This window comes from Streptomyces xanthophaeus (genome assembly GCF_030440515.1).
Lineage (GTDB): Bacteria > Actinomycetota > Actinomycetes > Streptomycetales > Streptomycetaceae > Streptomyces > Streptomyces kutzneri.
Map to the genome: position 1 here is coordinate 622715 of NZ_CP076543.1, position 18107 is coordinate 640821.

The 18107-nt window shown below is 73.7% G+C and carries 15 protein-coding genes; 10 read left to right on the forward strand and 5 right to left on the reverse strand.

The features are described 5' to 3' along the window. The first annotated feature begins 16 nt into the window (after window positions 1-16). Window positions 17-1855 carry an ATP-binding cassette domain-containing protein gene (locus KO717_RS02830; RefSeq protein ID WP_301364231.1) on the forward strand — a complete coding sequence of 613 codons (1839 nt, stop codon included), beginning with the start codon at window positions 17-19 and terminating at the stop codon, window positions 1853-1855. Then, on the forward strand, window positions 1852-3660 hold the full coding sequence (locus KO717_RS02835; protein WP_301364234.1) for an ATP-binding cassette domain-containing protein: 1809 nt from the start codon (window positions 1852-1854) through the stop codon (window positions 3658-3660). Before KO717_RS02830 ends, KO717_RS02835 begins: the two co-directional genes overlap by 4 nt. A gap of 31 nt (window positions 3661-3691) precedes the next feature. Here the strand turns inward: KO717_RS02835 and KO717_RS02840 are convergent, their stop codons facing one another. Next, on the reverse strand, window positions 3692-4306 hold the full coding sequence (locus KO717_RS02840) for a response regulator transcription factor (RefSeq protein ID WP_301364235.1): 615 nt from the start codon (window positions 4304-4306) through the stop codon (window positions 3692-3694). Window positions 4307-4684: 378 nt separating this feature from the next. Here KO717_RS02840 and KO717_RS02845 point away from each other — a divergent pair, with 378 nt between their 5' ends. Continuing rightward, window positions 4685-5092 (forward strand): YciI family protein, encoded by a 408-nt coding sequence (locus KO717_RS02845; protein WP_301364237.1) that lies wholly within the window; start codon window positions 4685-4687, stop codon window positions 5090-5092. A gap of 8 nt (window positions 5093-5100) precedes the next feature. Beyond that, window positions 5101-6249: an RNA polymerase sigma factor gene (locus tag KO717_RS02850; protein ID WP_301374344.1), complete on the forward strand. Its 1149-nt coding sequence runs from the start codon at window positions 5101-5103 to the stop codon at window positions 6247-6249. A gap of 22 nt (window positions 6250-6271) precedes the next feature. Here KO717_RS02850 and KO717_RS02855 read toward each other — a convergent pair whose 3' ends face one another. The 3 genes from KO717_RS02855 to KO717_RS02865 form a co-directional block, all read right to left on the reverse strand. Next, window positions 6272-7117: an alpha/beta fold hydrolase gene (locus KO717_RS02855; RefSeq protein WP_301364248.1), complete on the reverse strand. Its 846-nt coding sequence runs from the start codon at window positions 7115-7117 to the stop codon at window positions 6272-6274. Then, on the reverse strand, window positions 7117-7554 hold the full coding sequence (locus KO717_RS02860; protein ID WP_437184462.1) for a DUF2809 domain-containing protein: 438 nt from the start codon (window positions 7552-7554) through the stop codon (window positions 7117-7119). Before KO717_RS02860 ends, KO717_RS02855 begins: the two co-directional genes overlap by 1 nt. Window positions 7555-7619: 65 nt before the next feature. Further along, window positions 7620-8684 carry an alkene reductase gene (locus KO717_RS02865; RefSeq protein WP_301364250.1) on the reverse strand — a complete coding sequence of 355 codons (1065 nt, stop codon included), beginning with the start codon at window positions 8682-8684 and terminating at the stop codon, window positions 7620-7622. A gap of 166 nt (window positions 8685-8850) precedes the next feature. Between KO717_RS02865 and KO717_RS02870 the strand changes: the two genes are divergently transcribed. From KO717_RS02870 to KO717_RS02895, 6 genes are all read left to right on the forward strand, one after another. After that, on the forward strand, window positions 8851-9393 hold the full coding sequence (locus KO717_RS02870) for a MarR family winged helix-turn-helix transcriptional regulator (RefSeq protein ID WP_301364252.1): 543 nt from the start codon (window positions 8851-8853) through the stop codon (window positions 9391-9393). 170 nt (window positions 9394-9563) lie between these two features. Next, a complete protein-coding gene (locus tag KO717_RS02875) occupies window positions 9564-9881 on the forward strand; it encodes a three-helix bundle dimerization domain-containing protein (protein ID WP_301364255.1) in 318 nt (105 codons plus the stop codon). Window positions 9882-9912: 31 nt separating this feature from the next. Beyond that, on the forward strand, window positions 9913-10896 hold the full coding sequence (locus KO717_RS02880; RefSeq protein ID WP_301364257.1) for a polyphosphate kinase 2 family protein: 984 nt from the start codon (window positions 9913-9915) through the stop codon (window positions 10894-10896). A 63-nt stretch (window positions 10897-10959) separates the two neighbouring features. Continuing rightward, window positions 10960-13728, forward strand: a complete 2769-nt coding sequence (locus KO717_RS02885) for a cation-translocating P-type ATPase (RefSeq protein WP_301364258.1) — start codon at window positions 10960-10962, stop codon at window positions 13726-13728. 16 nt (window positions 13729-13744) lie between these two features. After that, on the forward strand, window positions 13745-15520 hold the full coding sequence (locus tag KO717_RS02890; protein ID WP_301364259.1) for a SulP family inorganic anion transporter: 1776 nt from the start codon (window positions 13745-13747) through the stop codon (window positions 15518-15520). Window positions 15521-15581: 61 nt separating this feature from the next. Then, window positions 15582-17261: an alpha/beta hydrolase gene (locus tag KO717_RS02895; protein ID WP_301364260.1), complete on the forward strand. Its 1680-nt coding sequence runs from the start codon at window positions 15582-15584 to the stop codon at window positions 17259-17261. A 16-nt stretch (window positions 17262-17277) separates the two neighbouring features. Here the strand turns inward: KO717_RS02895 and KO717_RS02900 are convergent, their stop codons facing one another. After that, a complete protein-coding gene (locus tag KO717_RS02900) occupies window positions 17278-17949 on the reverse strand; it encodes a CPBP family intramembrane glutamic endopeptidase (RefSeq protein WP_301364261.1) in 672 nt (223 codons plus the stop codon). Window positions 17950-18107 lie beyond the last annotated feature (158 nt).

Here is an 18107-nt window from a genome sequence, read left to right on the forward strand (position 1 = left end):
CTGGAGCCCGCGCCCCATGACTGTCCCCGATCCTCCCGGCGAGGCGCCGGCCGCCCGCGCGGCCGACCGGGCTCTGCGGGCGGCCGCGCGACACAGCGCAGGCCGCCTCGCCGCCGCGGCCGGCTGCGCGGTGGCCGCCGCCGGCGCGGCCCTGGCCGAGCCCGCGGTCCTCGGCCACACCCTCGATCTGCTGCTGCGGCAGGACCCCGCCGGCGCCCGGTGGACCGTGTGGTGCGCCATGGTGATCGCCGCCGAGGTGCTGCTCGACGCGGCGACGGCCCGGCTCACCGGCGGTGTCGACGCCCGCTCCACCGCCTGGCTGCGGCGGCTCGGGCTCGGCCGGCTGCTGCGCACCGCGCCGCACCATGCCGCGCGCCACTCCCCCGGTGAGCTCTCCGCCCGGCTGACCGCACAGGCCACCACCGCCGGCGCCGTACCGGCGGCCGTCGTGACCGCGTCCGTGGCCCTGGTCCCCCCGCTCGGCGGGCTCGTGGCGCTGTTCGTGGTCGACGTATGGACCGCGCTGGCCTTCCTCGCCGGGCTCCCGCTGCTCGCCCTGCTGCTGAGGGCGTTCGCGCGCGATTCCGGGGCCAGCGTCAGCCGCTACCAGGAGGTCCAGCTCGACCTGGCCGGCCGCCTCGTGGAGGCCCTCGGGGGCGCCCGTACCATCGCCGCCGCCGGTACCGCCGAGCGCGAACAGGCGCGCGTCCTGGCCCGGTTGCCGGAGCTCGGCGCCGAGGGGCGGCGGACGTGGCGGATCTACGGCGCGACCGTGGCGCGTACCGCTGCCCTCATGCCGCTGCTGCTGTACGTGGTCCTCGGCGTGGGCGGGGTCCGCCTCGCGGAGGGGGCGCTCGGCGTCGGCGGGCTCCTCGCCGCCGTCCGCTACGCGGGCCTCGCGGCCGGGGTGGGCGCCGTGACGGGGCGGCTGGCGGCCGTGGTGCGCGGCCGGGCCGCCGCCCGCCGCACGGCGGCCCTCTTCGTGCTCCCCGAACTCCCTCAGGGTGAACGCCGGTTGCCCGATTCGGGGCCAGGCACGCTGGAGCTGCGCGGGGTACGGGTGGTCCGCGCGGGCACCGTGCTGCTGCACGACGTCGACCTGCGGATCCCCGGTGGGACGACCGCCGTCGTGGTCGGCCGCTCGGGCTCCGGCAAGACGACGCTGGCCGCCGTGGCGGGACGGCTCACGGCGTGCGACGAGGGCCGGGTCCTGCTCGACGGCGTGCCGCTCGACGAGCTGTCGGCCGAGGAGCTGCGCCGCGAGGTCGGGCACGCCTTCGAACGCCCGGCCCTCTTCGGGAGGAGCGTCGCGGCCGCCGTCGCCTTCGGCGGCCGACCGGATCCCCAGGCTCACCCGGACCACGACCCTGATCCCGACCCCGACCCCGACCGGGACCTGGAGGCCGTGCGCGCCGCCGCGCGGGCGGCCGGGGCCGACACCTTCGTCCGCCGCCTGCCCGAGGGGTACGACACCGCGCTCGGGGACGCGCCGCTGTCCGGCGGAGAGCTGCAACGCCTGGGCCTGGCACGGGCGTTCTGCCGTGCGGGGCGGCTGCTCGTCCTGGACGACGCGACGTCGAGCCTGGACACCCTCACCGCCCGCGAGGTGGAGCGGGCCCTGGCGAGCGAGGTCCGGCCGGGGACCCGTCTCGTCGTCGCCCACCGCGTCTCCACCGCCGCCCGCGCCGGCCTCGTCGTCTGGCTCGACGCGGGACGGGTCCGGGCCACCGGTACGCACGCGGAACTGTGGCGGGACCCCGGCTACCGGGCGGTGTTCGGCGCGGGGGCGGACCCGGATGCGGAAGTGGAAGCGGAACCGGCCGCTGGGCCGCCCGGCCGGGAGGCGGTCCGATGAGCGAGTACGGCACCTGGCACCGGGTGTCCCGCGAGGGCCGCCGCTTCCTGCGCGGGCGGGTCCGGACGCTGTCCAGGCTCGCGCTCTGGTCCCTGCTGGAGTCCGCGCACACCTTCCTCGGCGGTTACGCGGTGGCCCGCGCCCTCGACGACGGCTTCCTCGCCGGCCGTACCGGGACCGGTATCGGCTGGCTGGCCGTGGCCGGCGGGGGCGCGCTGCTCGGCGCCCTCGCCCTGCGCGGGGTGTTCGGCGGGCTCGCGGACCTGGTGGAACCGCTGCGCGACGGCCTGGTGCGGCGCTCCGTGCGCCAGGCGATCGGGCGCGCCGTCTCCGATCCCTGGCGGGCCGGTGACGCGGGTGCGGTCTCCCGGCTCACGCAGCAGACCGAGATGGCCCGGGACTCCTTCGCCGGACTGGTCCTGATCGCCCGGTCGTTCGTCTTCACCGCCCTGGGCGCGCTGCTCGGACTGGCCGCGCTGGCCCCCGTCCTGCTGGTCCTCGTACTGCCCGCGCTGCTCCTGGGTACGGGCGCCTTCCTCGCCACGCTGCACCCGATGGCACGGGTGCAGCGTGCGGCGCTCGACGCCGACGAGGCGTTGTCCGCGCGCGCGGGCGAGCTGGCGGCGGGGCTGCGCGACGTCGTCGCGTGCGGGGGCGGGGCGAGCGCCGGAGCCGGGGTGGAGCAGCTGATCGCCGAGCAGGAGCGGCTGACCGGACGGCTCGCGCGGTGGACCGCGCTGCGCACGCTGGCCCTGGGCGTCGCGGGCCGGCTGCCGGTCGTCGTGTTGCTGGCCGGGGCGCCCTGGCTGCTCCGGCGCGGGGTGAGTGCGGGGGCGGTGGCCGGGGCCCTGACCTACCTCGTGCAGTCGCTGCTGCCCGCCCTGGACGCGCTGATGACGGCGGTGGGCGCGGCGGGCACCCGGCTGCTGGTGGTGCTGGACCGGTTCTGCGATCCGGAACCGGCGGCCCCGCGGCCGGACTCCGCTCCCCGGGCGGCGGACCCGGGGCCGGTACCCGCACCGCCGACGCCGCCGGCACCGCCGGCACCGTCCGGGCCGCCCGCGCCGCCCGCGCCCGCCGTCGAACTGCGCCGGGTCCGCTTCGCCTACGGTCCGCGCGCGCACCCGGTGATCGACGGCCTCGACCTGGTGGTCGGGCCGGGCGAACACCTGGCCGTGGTGGGGCCGAGCGGCATCGGCAAGTCCACCCTCACCGCCCTGATCGCCGGCCTGCTGCCGCCCGGCCGGGGAACCGTACGGGTGGCGGGCGCCCCCGCGCTCCGCCCCCCGGAACACGGTGGTCCGGGGCCCGGCCCCGACGTCCGCCGGACGCTGCTGCCCCAGCAGGCGTACGTCTTCACGGGGACGGTCCGCGAGAACCTGACCCACCTGTGCCCGGGCCCGGTGCCTCGGGGCGAGGTGGAGCGGGCCACGGCCGCCCTCGGCGCGGACGCACTCGTGGCCCGGCTCGGCGGACTGGACGCGGCCGTCGATCCGGGCCGGCTCACCCCGGGCGAGCGGCAGCACCTCGCCCTCGCCGCCGCCTACCTCTCCCCCGCCCCCCTGCTGCTGCTGGACGAGGCCACCTGCCACCTCGACCCCCGGACCGAGGAGCGTGCCGAACGGGCGCTCGCGGAACGCCCCGGCACGCTGGTGGTGGTCGCCCACCGCATCTCCTCCGCCGTCAGGGCCGACCGGGTCCTCGTACTCGACGGGACCCGGGCGGTGTGCGGCACGCATGCGGAGCTCCCGGCCAGGTCACCCCTGTACCGGGAGCTGGTGGGCCTGTGGAACGCGCAAGGGTGAGGGAGGGGCCGGGGGAACCCGGGCCGGCGGCTCAGACCCAGCCGGCCCGCCGGGATATCCGGATGGCATCGATCAGGTTGCGGGCGCCGGTCTTCCGGGTCACGGCAGCCATGTAGTTGCGTACGGTTCCGCTGGCGAGGTGCAGGGCGCGGGCTATCTCCGCGATCGAGTCTCCCTCGGCGGCGCGGGCCAGCACACTCAGCTCGCGCGGGCTGAGCGGCACGGGGTCGGCTTCCATGAAGGCCGAGGCGAGCGTGGCGTCGATGAAGCGCTCTCCCGCGGCGACCTTCCCGATGGCCCGGACCAGCCGGGCGGGCGAGCCGTCCTTGTCCACGTAGCCGAGCGCCTCGGTCCGGAACGCGCGCTGCAGCGAGCCCGGCAGGTCGGCCCGGGCGAGCACGAGCAGGGGTGTGGGCGTGGGCGAGTGGGGCAGGAGGCGGGCGGCGCCCGCGTCCGCGAGGAGGGCGGCCGAGACCCCCGGACAGTCGAGGTCCACGACCACCACGTCGGGTCGTAAGAATTCGGCCTGGCGCGCGGCGGCGCGCCAGCCGGCGGAGGTGACGTCGAAGTCGCCTTCGGATCTCAGGAGCGCGGCCAGGGCCGACCTCACGAGGCATACGCCGTGCAGCACCAGGACCTTGGTCATCGGGGTTCCCCTCACGTGACGATCGATCAGCATCAAGCGGCTGCCCAGCTACCGCCATGAGGGAACGTCACGGCGGGAGGCGTGCGGGGGCGCGTGGCCTGAGCCGGACGCTCCACCCGTTCCACCCCCGCCCGGCCGGTGGCCCTCCCACCTCGGCGGGCATCCGGAAAGGGCCGGGGAACCGCTCGGGAGCCGGAGATCCGGATGGGCTGATTCCGCGTGCATTCGGCGGGATCCGCCCCGCCCCGGGGCCGGTCGTACCGGCTCATCCGTACATGTCGAAAAGACTTCGGGCGGGATGTCGAGAACCCGTGGCCGGCTCCGTCCCAGGGATGAACGCGACCACAATGGGTCGCACCAGGACCGAGGAGAACCATCATGGCCAAGTACCTGCTGCTCAAGCACTACCGCGGCGCCCCGGCAGCGGTCAACGACGTGCCCATGGACCGGTGGACGCCCGAGGAGATCTCGGCGCACATCCAGTACATGCACGACTTCGCGGCCCGGCTCGAAGGGACCGGCGAGTTCGTCGACGGCCAGGCGCTCGCCCCCGAGGGGACCTTCGTCCGGTACGACGGTGAGGGGCGCCCGCCGGTCACCGACGGCCCGTTCGCCGAGACCAAGGACCTGATCGCCGGCTGGATGGTGATCGACGTCGACAGCTACGAGCGCGCCGTCGAACTGGCCGGAGAGCTGTCGGCCGCCCCCGGGGCGGGCGGGAAGCCGATCCACGAGTGGCTCGAACTGCGCCCGTTCCTGGCCGCTCCGCCCACCATCACGGAATGACCTCACCGATGGACGAGGCACTGCTCAGGAGCCTCACGCCGGGCGTGCTCGGGATCCTCGTCCGCCGCGGAGCCGACTTCGCGGCGGCCGAGGACGCCGTCCAGGAAGCGCTGGTCGAGGCGGTCCGCACCTGGCCCGCCGACCCTCCGCGGGACCCGAAGGGCTGGCTGGTCACCGTGGCCTGGCGGCGGTTCCTCGACGCGACCCGGGCGGACACCGCCCGGCGCCGGCGTGAGGACCTCGCGGACGAGGAGCCGCCGCCCGGGCCGGCGCCTGCGGTGGACGACACGCTCCAGCTGTACTTCCTGTGCGCCCACCCGTCGCTGACGCCGTCGTCCGCGGTGGCGCTGACGCTGCGCGCCGTCGGCGGGCTCACCACCCGCCAGATCGCCCGGGCCTACCTGGTTCCCGAGGCGACGATGGCGCAGCGCATCAGCCGGGCCAAGCGCACCGTCTCCGGCGTGCAGTTCGACCGTCCCGGCGATGTCGCCACCGTGCTGCGCGTGCTCTACCTGGTCTTCAACGAGGGCTACTCGGGCGACGTCGACCTCGCCGCGGAGGCCATCCGGCTCACCCGGCAGCTCGCGGCCCGGGTCGACCACCCCGAGGTGGCCGGGCTGCTGGCCCTCATGCTGATCCACCACGCCCGGCGCGCCGGCCGGACGGCGCCCGACGGCAGTCTGGTGCCGCTCGCCGAGCAGGACCGCGGCCGGTGGGACACCGGGGCGATCGCCGAGGGCGTACGGATCCTGCAGGCGGCCCTCGCCCGCGACCGGCTGGGCGAGTTTCAGGCCCAGGCGGCCATCGCGGCGCTCCACGCCGATGCGCCCACCGCCGAGCAGACCGATTGGGTGCAGATCGTCGAGTGGTACGACGAGCTCGTGCTCCTGACGGACAGCCCGGTCGTGCGGCTCAACCGCGCGGTGGCCGTGGGCGAGGCCGACGGGCCGCGGGCCGGACTCGCGGCGCTCGCGGCGCTGGACGACGCGCTACCCCGATACACCGCGGTGGCGGCGTACCTCCACGAGCGCGACGGCGACGTGGTGACGGCGGCGCGGCTGTACGCCGAGGCGGCCCGCAACGCGCCCAACCTCGCCGAGCGCGATCACCTGGTGCGGCAGGCCGCCCGGCTGAACAGCGCTCGCCGGTCCCCCTGACGGGCGCCGCCCGCCCGGGCCGTCACGTCCCACCGCCGACCAGGGCGGCCAGCCGGTCGGGGGCCTCCTCCACCACGAGGTGTCCGGCCCCCGGCAGTACCCGCAGTTCGACGCCCAGGGTGCGGGTGACCGCCGGGCCGAGCCGCCTCGGCGGGAGGAAGACGTCGCGCTCCCCGGTGAAGACCGTGCGGGGCACCGGCTTCGCCGGCAGGTCCGCCGTGCCGGGCGCCCCGCTGGAGCGGGAGTGCCGGGCCACCAGCGTCATCCACTCCACCAGCCGTTCCCTGGGCTCGTGGCCGGGGGCGAGCATGGCCCGCAGGAGCCTGGCGCTGCTCCTGGGGGCGGGCCGCAGGAACCATGCGGCGGAGGCGGCCAGCAGGCCAGGGGGCAGGCGCAGCCCGGTGAGGCCACCGGGAGAGACGAGAACGAGGCGTTCGATGTGCCCGGACGCGCTCGACAGGGCGATGGCGGCGCCGAAGGAGTGCCCCATCACCACCACGGGGCCGGGCGAGGTCGTGGCGATCACCTCGTCCAGCCATGCGCCGTACCAGGACAGCCGGCCCCCGGCGAGGTTCCGGTCGCCGGAGCTGAGGCCGGGCTGTCCGGGGACGTCCGGCAGCGACACCCGGTGGCCGGCGGCGACGAGAGCCGTGGCCAGGGGCAGTGAGGCGGCCGCGTTGAAGTTGGTCCCCGGGACGAACACGACCGTGGTGCGACCGGTACCGGCGGTCACGACATGGGTCCGCGCCCCGTTGGCGTCCACCAGGGTCCGCTCGTGCGGCACGGCCCACCCGTCGAGCTGTTCGTCGCACCAGCGCCGGATGTGGTCCCGGCCCGCCTCGCTGCGGTAGATCGAGTCCGACGCCATCAGCAGGGCCTCCTGTCGGCCGCCCCGGACGGCCCGAGCGTGGTGTGCAGGAGCCAGCCCGCCGCCGCGCCGGCCACGTACCAGAACAGGTCGGGTGCGTTGAAGGTGGAACCGAGGACCAGGCGGGCCACGGTGCTGTGCCGGGAGAGCTCCGCGGGTACGGGGGTCAGCTGGAGGAACTCGACGGCCCAGCTGGCGGCCAGCGCGGTACCGGCCGCTCGCAGGGGCGTCAGCCGGGGCGCGACCAGCACGACGAGGGTCAGCAGCAGAACGGTGTAGAGGGCGTCTCCCCCGTACTTCGCCGTGCTCCCCGCCGCGACGGCCCGCAGTCCCAGTCCCGCACCCACGGTCGCCACCGCGGCCCCGGCCGCCACCAGCCGGGTCCGCCGGAGGCCGGCGGCGGGGGCGCTGTCACGGCATCGGGGCAAGGGATTCACGCCGCCATACTGCCGGACCCCTCCTGGCCGCCCGCACCCGCCCGGGCCGCCCGGGCGGGGCCCCGCTAGCGCGTCGGGTAGTCCGTGTAGCCGCGTGCGTCGCCCCCGAAGAAGGTGGCCGGGTCAGGGGTGTTGTACGGGCCTTCGGTGCGCAGGCGCTCCGGCAGGTCCGGGTTGGCCAGGAAGAGGGCTCCGAAGGCGAGGAGGTCGGCGACGCCGTCCTCGATCAGCGTGAGGGCGCGGTGGTCGGTCGGACCCTCGGTCGCCGGGTTCAGCACGAACGGTCCGGAGAACTGCTTGCGCAGGGCGAGGGTGGCCTCCCGTGCCTCGGGGGCGTGCTCCAGGACGTGGAGGTAGGCCAGGCCGAGTCCGTCGATCTCCTTGACCAGGGCCTCGTAGGCGGGCTGCGGGTCGGGCTCGGAGATGTCGTTGTACGTGTTGCCGGGCGAGACGCGCAGGGCGGTGCGCTCGGCGCCGATGGCGGCGGCCACCGCCTTGACCACCTCCACCGCGAAGCGGATCCGGTTCTCCGTGGAGCCGCCCCACTCGTCGGTGCGCAGGTTCGTGCCGGGGGCCAGGAACTGGTGGATCAGGTATCCGTTGGCCCCGTGCAGCTCCACCCCGTCGAAGCCGGCCTCGACCGCGTTGCGGGCGGCCTGCGCGAAGTCGGCGATGGTCTGCCGTACCTCGGCCCCGCTCAGCTCGTGCGGGGTGACGAAGTCCTTCATGCCGTCGCCGGCGAACAGCTGGCCCTGGGCGGCCACCGCCGACGGGGCCACCGGGACGAGGCCGTCGGGCAGCAGCGTCGGGTGGCCGATGCGGCCGGAGTGCATCAGCTGGGCGAAGATCCGGCCGCCCGCCGCGTGCACGGAGTCGGTGACCTCGCGCCAGGCAGCGACCTGTTCGGCGCTGTGCAGGCCGGGGGTGAAGGGGTAGCCCTGTCCGACGGCGGAGGGCTGGATCCCCTCGGTGATGATCAGACCGGCGGATGCGCGCTGGGTGTAGTACTCGGCGACGAGGCCGGTCGCGATGCCGCCCTGACCTGCGCGGCTGCGGGTCATCGGGGCGAGGGCGATCCGGTTGGAGAGGGTGGCGCCGGCCACGTGGACGGGTTCGAAGGCGCTGGTCATGTCTGCCCCACAAAGATAATTGGTCGGCCAATGATTGACTGCGAGGAGCAGCGTACCTCATTACTTGGCCGACCAAGATAAAATGGGGGCGGGCGGTAGAATCCACCCGGGGGATCTGCCGGAGATCCGCCGGAGATCTGCCGGACCGACCAGGAGGAGCGCTTCCATGACCGCGGAATCCGTACAGGAGCCGCGCTCCGCCGCGCAGTGCGCGGCGGTGCCGAGTGCGGTGCTGGACGGGCCGGTGAGTCATGCGATCAGCCGGGTCTCCCGGCTCCACCGGATCGCGGCGGGCCGGGTCCTGCGGGACCTGGGGCTGCACCCGGGTCAGGAGTTCCTGATGATGCATCTCTGGGACAGCGGGGCCGTGCGCCAGTCCGAGCTGATCAAGGCGGTCGGCCTCGACCCCTCGACGGTGACCAAGATGCTCCAGCGCCTGGAGCTCTCCGGCCACGTGCGGCGCCGCCCGGACCCCTCGGACCGGCGGGCCTCCCTGGTCGAGGCGACGGACGCCAGTTGCGGACTCCTGGTCGAGGTACGCAGGGCATGGGGCGAACTGGAACGCCAGACCCTGGACGGCCTGGACGCCGCCGAACGCGCCGAACTGGCCCGCCTCCTGGGCAAGGTCGAAGCCACGTTGTGCACGGAGGTCGCCCGCGGCGCCGGGGCGGAGTGCGACGCCGCCTACAAGGGTCCGGGCGGCTGCTAGGCCGTCTCTTTCGGATCCTGCCGGACCTCGCCGGGCCCGGCTGCGCGAGCCCCCTTCCCGCATTTGCGCACCCAATGGGCGATCTTGTCCCGTTTGGCAGAGAATCGCCATGACGAACACCCTCACCCGATGTCGGCATGCGCGGACCGGCGGTCCGAAGGTCGTGGGATATGGCACCTGCAACGCTCCAGGGCGCGGAACGGACCGGGACCTCCCCCGCCATGGAAGATCCGGGGGCGCGGACAGCGCAGGAGTGGTCACCCACCCCGGAGGAACTCGCGGCCGTCCGGACCACCGTGGCCCGGCTGAAGGCGGCCTACCCCTCGGTCGACGCGGACACCGTCGAGGCGACGGTCGAGGCCGCGTACGACGCGTTCCGGCAGGCCAGGGTCAGGAAGTACGTCCCGATCCTCGCCGAACGCCGGTCCCGGACCGTGCTCGCCGCCGTCGCCGGGAGCACCCCGGACGCAGCGGGGGACGGGCCGTGAGCGCCGGGGGCCGGGGAAGGGGCGAACGCTGATGTCCGACGACAGAGCCGAACGCATCGCGGACTTCATCGAGCCGCTCCGGGTGCGACCTGGGTCGAAAGTGCGTCTGGAACGGGACTTCGATCCCCGTTACAAGGCCGGCATGAAGAAGCGGGACGGGACCGAGCTGCTGCGGACCGGGGTGTCACTGCTCGCCGAGTACCAGGAGCGGCTGGCCGCCCAGGACACGTACGGCGTGGTGCTCGCCCTCCAGGCGCTCGACGCCGGAGGCAAGGACGGGACGATCCGCCACGTGATGAGCGGGGTCAACCCCCAGGGCGTGCGGGTCAGCAGCTTCAAGGTGCCCTCCTCCGAGGAACTCGACCACGACTACCTGTGGCGCTACGCCCGGCGGCTGCCCGCACGCGGCGAGATCGCCATCTTCAACCGCTCGCACTACGAGGAGGTCCTCGTCGTACGGGTCCACCCCGAAGTCCTCCTGCGGCAGAAGCTGCCCGAGGCCATGCTCGGGCCGGACATCTGGGACCGGCGCTACCGGGAGATCAACCGCTGGGAGCACTACCTCACGGACAACGGGTTCAAGGTCGTGAAGATCTTCCTGAACCTGTCCAAGGAGGAGCAGCGCACCCGTTTCCTGAAGCGGATCGACCTGCCGGAGAAGAACTGGAAGTTCTCCGCCGCCGACGTCCGCGAGCGGCGCCGGTGGGACGAGTACCAGCACGCGTTCTCCGAGATGCTGTCGGCCACGAGCACGAAGTGGGCACCGTGGTACGTCGTGCCGGCGGACCGGAAGTGGTTCGCGCGGATCTGCGCGGCGGCGGTCCTCGCGCACACCCTGATGGACATCGATCCGCAGTACCCCGATGTGGGCGAGGAGGCCCGCAAGGATCTCCTCGTCACGAAGCGGAGCCTGGAGCGGGAGGCCCCGGCCGGCGCCCCGGCCGATCCGTACGCCGCCCGGCACGGCAAGCCGGAGGGCAAGCCACAGGGCAAGCCGAAGAAGAAGCGTGGCTAGCGGCCCTCGGACGGCGCGCGGCCGGCCCGGACACGTCCGCGGCCCCGGATCGGAGGCACAACCATGACGGTGCGGTCGGATTCCTTGGCGGAACCGCCCCGGGCTGCCGGGGACGGCTGGTACGCGCGCTCCCCCGAGGAGGTCGTGGCGGCGTTCGGTGTCGATCCCGCGGCCGGCCTGTCCGCGGCGCGGGCCGCGCAACTCCTGGCCGCGCACGGCCCCAACGCCCTGCCCGAGGAGCAGCGGACACCGGCCTGGCGCCGCTTCCTCGCCCAGTACCGCAGTTACATGCAGATCGTCCTGGTGGCCGCGGCGATCGTCTCGCTGGTCATCCAGGAGTGGACCACCGCGATCCTGCTGATCGTACTGACGCTGCTGAACGCGGTCGTGGGCCTGCGCCAGGAGGGCAAGGCCGAGAGCGCCATGAACGCGCTGAAGTCGATGATGAAGGCGACGGCCCGGGTGCGCAGGGACGGCAGGGAGGCCGAGATCCCCGCCGAACAGCTGGTCGACGGCGATGTCGTGCTCATCTCCGCCGGGGACCAGGTGCCGGCGGACGGGCGTCTCGTCGAGGCCAGCGCCCTGCAGATCGACGAGTCGGCGCTGACCGGTGAGAGCGTTCCCGCCGCGAAGGAGACCGGCCCGCTGCAGGGCAGCCGGCTGTCGCCCGGCGACCAGACCAACACGGCGTTCATGAACACCCCGGTCACCCACGGCAGCGGCGTCATGATCGTCACCGCGACCGGCGCGGACACCGAGCTCGGCAAGATCTCCGGAATGCTGTCGGCCACCGAGAAGGAAGTGCCGCCGCTCACCAAGGAGCTCGACCGGCTGACCCTGTGGATCACGGGGGCGGCGGGCCTCACCATGATCGTGATGTTCGCCTTGGGGCGCCAGCGGGACCAGGCCTGGGACGTGCTGTTCGTCAGCGCGGTCTCACTGGCCATCGCGGCCATCCCCGAGGCCCTGCCGACCGTGACCCAGGCGATCCTGTCCGTCGGGAGCCTGAACCTGGCGAAGCGCAACGCCATCGTCAAGGAACTGCCGTCGGTGGAGACGCTGGCGTTCACGTCGGCGATCAACTCGGACAAGACCGGCACCCTGACGATGAACCAGATGACGGCCGTCGAAGTGCTGAGCCCCACCGACCGGTACACCGTGTCGGGCACGGGCTACGGGCTCGCGGGGAAGGTCCACCACGCCGCCGGGTCCGCCGCGGGGATCGAGGACGCGATCCTGCCGTACGTGGTGGCCAGCGACGCCAAGCTGGTGGGCGGCGAGGTGGTGGGCGATCCGACCGAGGGGGCGCTGCTGGTCCTCGCGCACAAGGCCGGCCTGGACACCGACGCCACCCGGGACGCCCTCCCCCGGCTCGCCACCCTGCCGTTCGACCCCGAGTACAAGCTGATGGCCACCTTCCACTCGGCGGTCGACGCCTCCGGGCGGCCGGTCGTGCGCTGCTTCGTCAAGGGAGCGGCCCCTGCCGTGATGGCGCGTGCCGCCACCGCGCTCTCGGCGGGCGAGACCGTCCCCTGGGACGCCGATCTGCTCCGCCGGGCCGAGGAGCAGAGCGAGCGGATGGGCGGCGAGGGGCGGCGGGTGATGGCCGCGGCCATGCGTGACATGGACCCGGACGGCTTCGATCCGGAGGGCGACCTGCTCGCGTACGTCACCGGGCTGCGGATGACCAGTCTCGTCGGCATGGTCGATCCGCCCCGTGAGGAGGCCAGGGCCGCGGTGGCCGACGCGCAGGCGGCGCACATCCGGGTCCGCCTGGTGACCGGGGACGACGTCACCACCGGGGCGGCGATCGCCCGGCAGATCGGGATCCCCGGCGAGGCCGTACTGGGATCCGATTTCGCCGCCATGAGCGAGGAGGAGCAGCTCGCCCGCATCGAGGGGATCGGAGTGGTGGGGCGGGTCGCCCCGGAGCACAAGGTGCTGCTCGCGAACACGCTGAAGAAGAAGGGCGAGGTCGTGGCGATGACCGGGGACGGCGTCAACGACGCTCCCGCCATCAAGGCCGCCGACATCGGTATCGCCATGGGCAGTGGCACGGACGTGGCCAAGAACGCCGGCCGCATGATCCTCTCCGACGACAACTTCGCCACCATCGTCTACGCCGTCGAGCAGGGCCGGACGATCTACGACAACCTCACCAAGTACATCCGGTTCGTCCTGCTCCTGCTGGTCACGTTCGTGCTGACGTTCCTCGGGGCCACCGTCTTCAACATCGCCGCCGGCGAGCCGTTCACCCCGCCGCAGGTGCTGTGGATCCACTTCGTCGTCAACGCCTCCTTCGGCTTCGCGCTCGGCTTCGACCGGGAGAGCGCAGGGCTCATGCGCCGCCGGCCGCGCCCGCGCGGAGAATCGGTGCTCACCCGTCCCGTGCTGGTCACGGTCGGGCTCGGCGGGCTCGCGATCACGGTCCTCCTGCTCGGCCTGATCACGCTCGGCGAGAGGCACTTCGGCGACGTCGAGATCGGCCGGTCGATCGCGTTCACGGCCTTCTCCCTCTGCCTGATCGTGGCGGCGTTCGAGTGCCGCAGCGAGACGGATTCCGTGCTGACGACGTCCACGTTCGACAGCAGGCAGATGAACTGGGTCGCCCTGGCCCAGTTCGTGCTCTCCGTGCTGGTGACCCAGATGGACGGCTTCCAGCGTGTCCTCGGGACGACCGAGATCGACGCGCGGCAGTTCGGCTGGGCGCTGCTGGCCGCCGTCGTGCTCCTGCTCGTGTGGGAACTCGGCAAGCTCGTGGCCCGCCGGTCGAGGGCCGCGTCGAACACCGCGTCGAACACCGCGCCGGGTACCGCGTCGAGGACCGCGTGAGGAAGGCGGCCGTTCCGTGACCACCCGGCACGACGGCCACGGGGTGCCCTCCCGCTTCCGGGCGGTTCCCGGGATCCGCGCGGTGTCGTCCTACCGGCGCGAGTGGCTGCCCAAGGATCTGGTCGCGGGAGTCGTCCTGACCACGCTGCTGGTGCCGCAGGGCATGGCCTACGCCGAGCTGGCGGGCCTGCCGGCCATCACCGGCCTGTACACGACGATCCTCTGCATGCTCGGGTACGCCGTGTTCGGGCCGTCCCGGATCCTGGTGCTGGGCCCGGACTCCTCGCTGGGTCCGATGATCGCCGCCACCGTGCTGCCCCTGGTCGCGGCCGACGGGGATCCCGACCGGGCCGTCGCGCTCGCGTCGATGCTCGCGGTCATGGTGGCGGCCATCATGATCCTGGCCTCGGTGGCGAAGCTCGGCTTCATCGCCGACCTGATCTCCAAACCGACGATGATCGGCTACATGAACGGCCTGGCCCTGACCATTCTCATCGGGCAGCTCCCCAAGCTGCTCGGCTTCAAGGTCGAGGCGGACAACCTGATCGGTGAATGCGCCGGCCTCGTGCGGGAGATCGCCGACGGGGCGGTGGTACCGGCCGCCGCCGCCGTGGGCCTCGGCGGGATCGCCCTGATCCTGGTCCTGCAGCGCTTCCTGCCGAAGGTTCCGGCGGTGCTCGTGATGGTGGTCCTGGCGATCGCCGCGGCCGCCTTCTTCGACCTGGACGAGCACGGCGTGGGCCTGGTCGGTGTACTGCCCGAGGGCTTCCCGCCGTTCACCATCCCCGAGGTACAGCTCGCCGACCTCGCGCCGCTGCTCGGCGGTGCGCTGGGCATCGCCCTGGTGTCACTGGCCGACACGATCTCCAACGCGTCCGCCTTCGCGGCCCGCACCGGCCAGGAGGTCCGCGGCAACCAGGAGATGGCGGGCGTCGGTGCGGCCAACCTGGCGGCCGCCCTCTTCCAGGGCTTCCCCGTCAGCAGCAGCGGTTCCCGGACGGCGGTGGCGGAGCGGGCGGGGGCCCGGAGCCAGCTCACCGGGATCGTCGGGGCGGCGCTCATCGTCCTCATGCTCGTGGTCGCTCCGGGCCTGTTCCGCAACCTCCCCCAGCCGGCCCTCGCGGCCGTGGTGATCACCGCGTCGCTGTCCCTGGCGGACATCCCGGGGGCCGCGCGGCTCTGGCAGCAGCGCCAGGCGGAATTCCTGCTCTGCTTCGCGGCCTTCGCCGGGGTGGCCCTGCTCGGCGTGCTGCCCGGCATCGCCATCGCCGTGGCCCTGTCGGTACTCAACGTCTTCCGGCGCACCTGGTGGCCGTACGACACCGTGCTGGGGCGGGTCCGGGGCCTGGAGGGCTACCACGACATCCGCTCGTACCCGCACGCCGAGCACCTGCCGGGCCTGGTGATCTACCGGTTCGACGCCCCGCTCATCTTCGCCAACGCCAAGACCTTCCGGGACGAGGTCAGGCGGCTGGCCGGGGCGGATCCGAGGCCGAGCTGGATCGTGGTCGCGGCGGAGCCGATGACGGACGTGGACACCACCGCCGCCGACATGCTGGAGGAGCTCGACGAGGCGCTCAACGCGGACGGTGTGCACCTGGTGTTCGCCGAGCTCAAGGACCCGGTGCGGCGGAAGATCGAGCGGTACGAACTCACCCGGACCATCGACCCCCGGCACTTCTTCCCCACCGTGGAGGCCGCGGTCGCCGCCTTCCGGCTGCGCACCGCAGCGCAGTGGTCCGCGCCGGGCCCCGACGGGCCCGCCGGTCCCCCGCCCGCAGGCCCGAAATGACGGCCCGCGCCCCGGATGGCACGACCGACACGGCGAGGGCACCATGGCCGTGGAGGACGCCATGAACCAGGACCCGCCGGAACCTCCCGCGCAGGACGAGCCGGTACCCGAACACCGTCGGTGGCCCCGCCTGACGCTGCCCGGCTGCTGGGGCGCGCTCCTCCTGGCCTGCCTGTCCTTCACCCCGTCACTGCTCCCCCGCGGCGGCGTACTCCAAGGCCTGATCTGCGGCATCAGCGCGGCCATCGGCTACGGGCTGGGCGTGGTCGCCGCCTACGTGTGGCGCGCCTTCGCCGACCGGGACGCGCGGACCCCCTCGCGCCGGTCGTGGCTCGTCCTCGTCGTCGGCGCGGTCGTGCTCTTCGGCGTCTCGTTCGGGCTCGGCCAGTACTGGCAGCACGAGATCCGGCTGCTCATGGGGGTCACCGACTACAACGTCCTGTTCACCGTCGCCTGCCCCTTCGTCGCGGCCCTCGTCTTCCTGGTCCTGCTCCTGGCCGGGCGGGGGCTGCGGGCCCTGTACCACCGGGCCGCCGACCTGCTCGGGCGCTGGGTCGGCAGGCGCGCGGCGCGGGTGGTCGGCTGGATCCTGGTGGCGGGCCTGGCGTGGGCCGCGTTCTCGGGGCTGCTGCTGAACGGCTTCGTGAACGCGTCCAACGAGGCCTTCTCGCTGCGTGACACGGAGACCCCGGAAGGCGTGCACCAGCCCACGTCGGCGCTGCGCTCGGGCGGGCCCGGCTCGCTGGTGCCATGGGACTCGCTGGGCCGGGAGGGCCGGGCGTTCGCCGACGGAGGACCCTCGGCCCAGGAGATCGGCGCGTTCACCCACCGTACGGCGCAGGAGCCCGTCCGCGCCTACGCCGGGCTGGAGACCTCGGACGACACGGAGACCCGGGCGGCCCGGGCGGTCGCGGACCTCGAGCGGGCCGGCGGCTTCGACCGCGAGAACCTGCTCGTGATGACCACCACGGGCAGCGGCTGGGTCGATCCCGCCGCTGTGGACTCGTTCGAGTACCTGGGCAACGGCGACGCGGCCACCGTGGCGATCCAGTACTCGTACCTGCCGTCGTGGATGTCGTACCTGGTGGACCAGTCCAAGGCGCGCGCGGCCGGCCGCGATCTCTTCGACGCGGTCTACGACAAATGGTCCAAGCTGCCCCCGAACAAGCGCCCGCGCCTGTTCGTGGCGGGTGAGAGCCTGGGGTCGTTCGGCGGCGAGACCGCCTTCAGCGGGGAGGCCGACCTGCGCAACCGCACCGCCGGCACCGTGTTCGCCGGCCCGCCCAACTTCAACACGCTGTTCCGCGAGTTCAGCGACCACCGCGACGCGGGCAGTCCCGAGATCGAACCCGTCTACCGGGACGGGCGGACCGTCCGGTTCACCGACGACCCGGCCACCGGGGTCCCTCCGGCGGACCGGCCGTGGGACGGCCCGCGGGTGCTCTACCTGATGCACCCGTCCGACCCGATCGTCTGGTGGAGCCCGGGGCTGGCCCTCACCGAGCCCGACTGGATCGGGGAACGGCCCGGCTCCGACGTGCTCGAATCCATGGTCTGGATTCCGTTCGTGACCTTCTGGCAGGTCACCGCCGACCTGCCGTTCTCGACCGGCGTACCGGACGGCCACGGCCACACGTACAAGGCCGCGTACGTCGACGCCTGGAACGATGTCATGCGGCCCGGCGGATTCACCGCACAGGACCTGAACGAGCTGAAGGACATCGTCTCGCCGCAGAACTGATCCGCGCCGCCGCCGGTCAGCGCAGCAGGTACCCGACGAGGTAGCCGAAGGCGTTCACCGCCCAGTGCAGTCCCATGGGAGCCAGCAGGCTGCCGCTGCGGCGGCGCAGTTCGCAGAACAGGACGCCGGCCGCCGCCGTGAACAGCACGGCCCCCAGCACCGCCAGCACGGCCCCGAGCCCGGAGTCGCCGACCACCGAGTTCACTGCCGGTTTGGCGGTCGCCAGGTGCAGCGACGGCAGCACGTGCCACAACCCGAACAGCAGACTCGACACGGCGGTCGCCTGGAGCGCCCCGCGGACGCGGTCCACGAGGCCGTAGAGCACGCCGCGGAAGGCGATCTCCTCCACCAGGACCGTGCCGACGGGCACCAGGACGAACGACCGGAGCAGCACCTCGCCCCCGTCCATCGCCTCGTACCGCCGGTCCTCGAACAGCCCCCTGGTGGCCGGCAGCAGGGCCCCGGCCAGGTAGACGACGCCGACCAGGCCGATCAGGACCAGCGCCCAACGGGTACCGCGCGCCAGCGTGCCCCGCGCCAGACCCGCGTCCGCGAGGGTGCCGCCGGCCCAGCGGAGCACACCGAGCAGCAGGCCGCTGACCACGACGGCCGTCACCAGGCCCCACAGGCCCGTCCAGCGGTGCAGGGCCAGGTTGGCGGCGACGAGGACGGCCACCGTGACTCCCACGGCCGGCCGGGTACCGATGCGTCGTGGGAGCCGAGGGTGTCGCCGCCCGGCGTCACCGGCGGTGCTGCGGGGCATGCGAACCCACCTCGGTCATGACGACAGGTCAGTCGGGTTCATCTTGCACGCTCGGCCGTCGGCAACGGGGCAGCGCCGCCGCG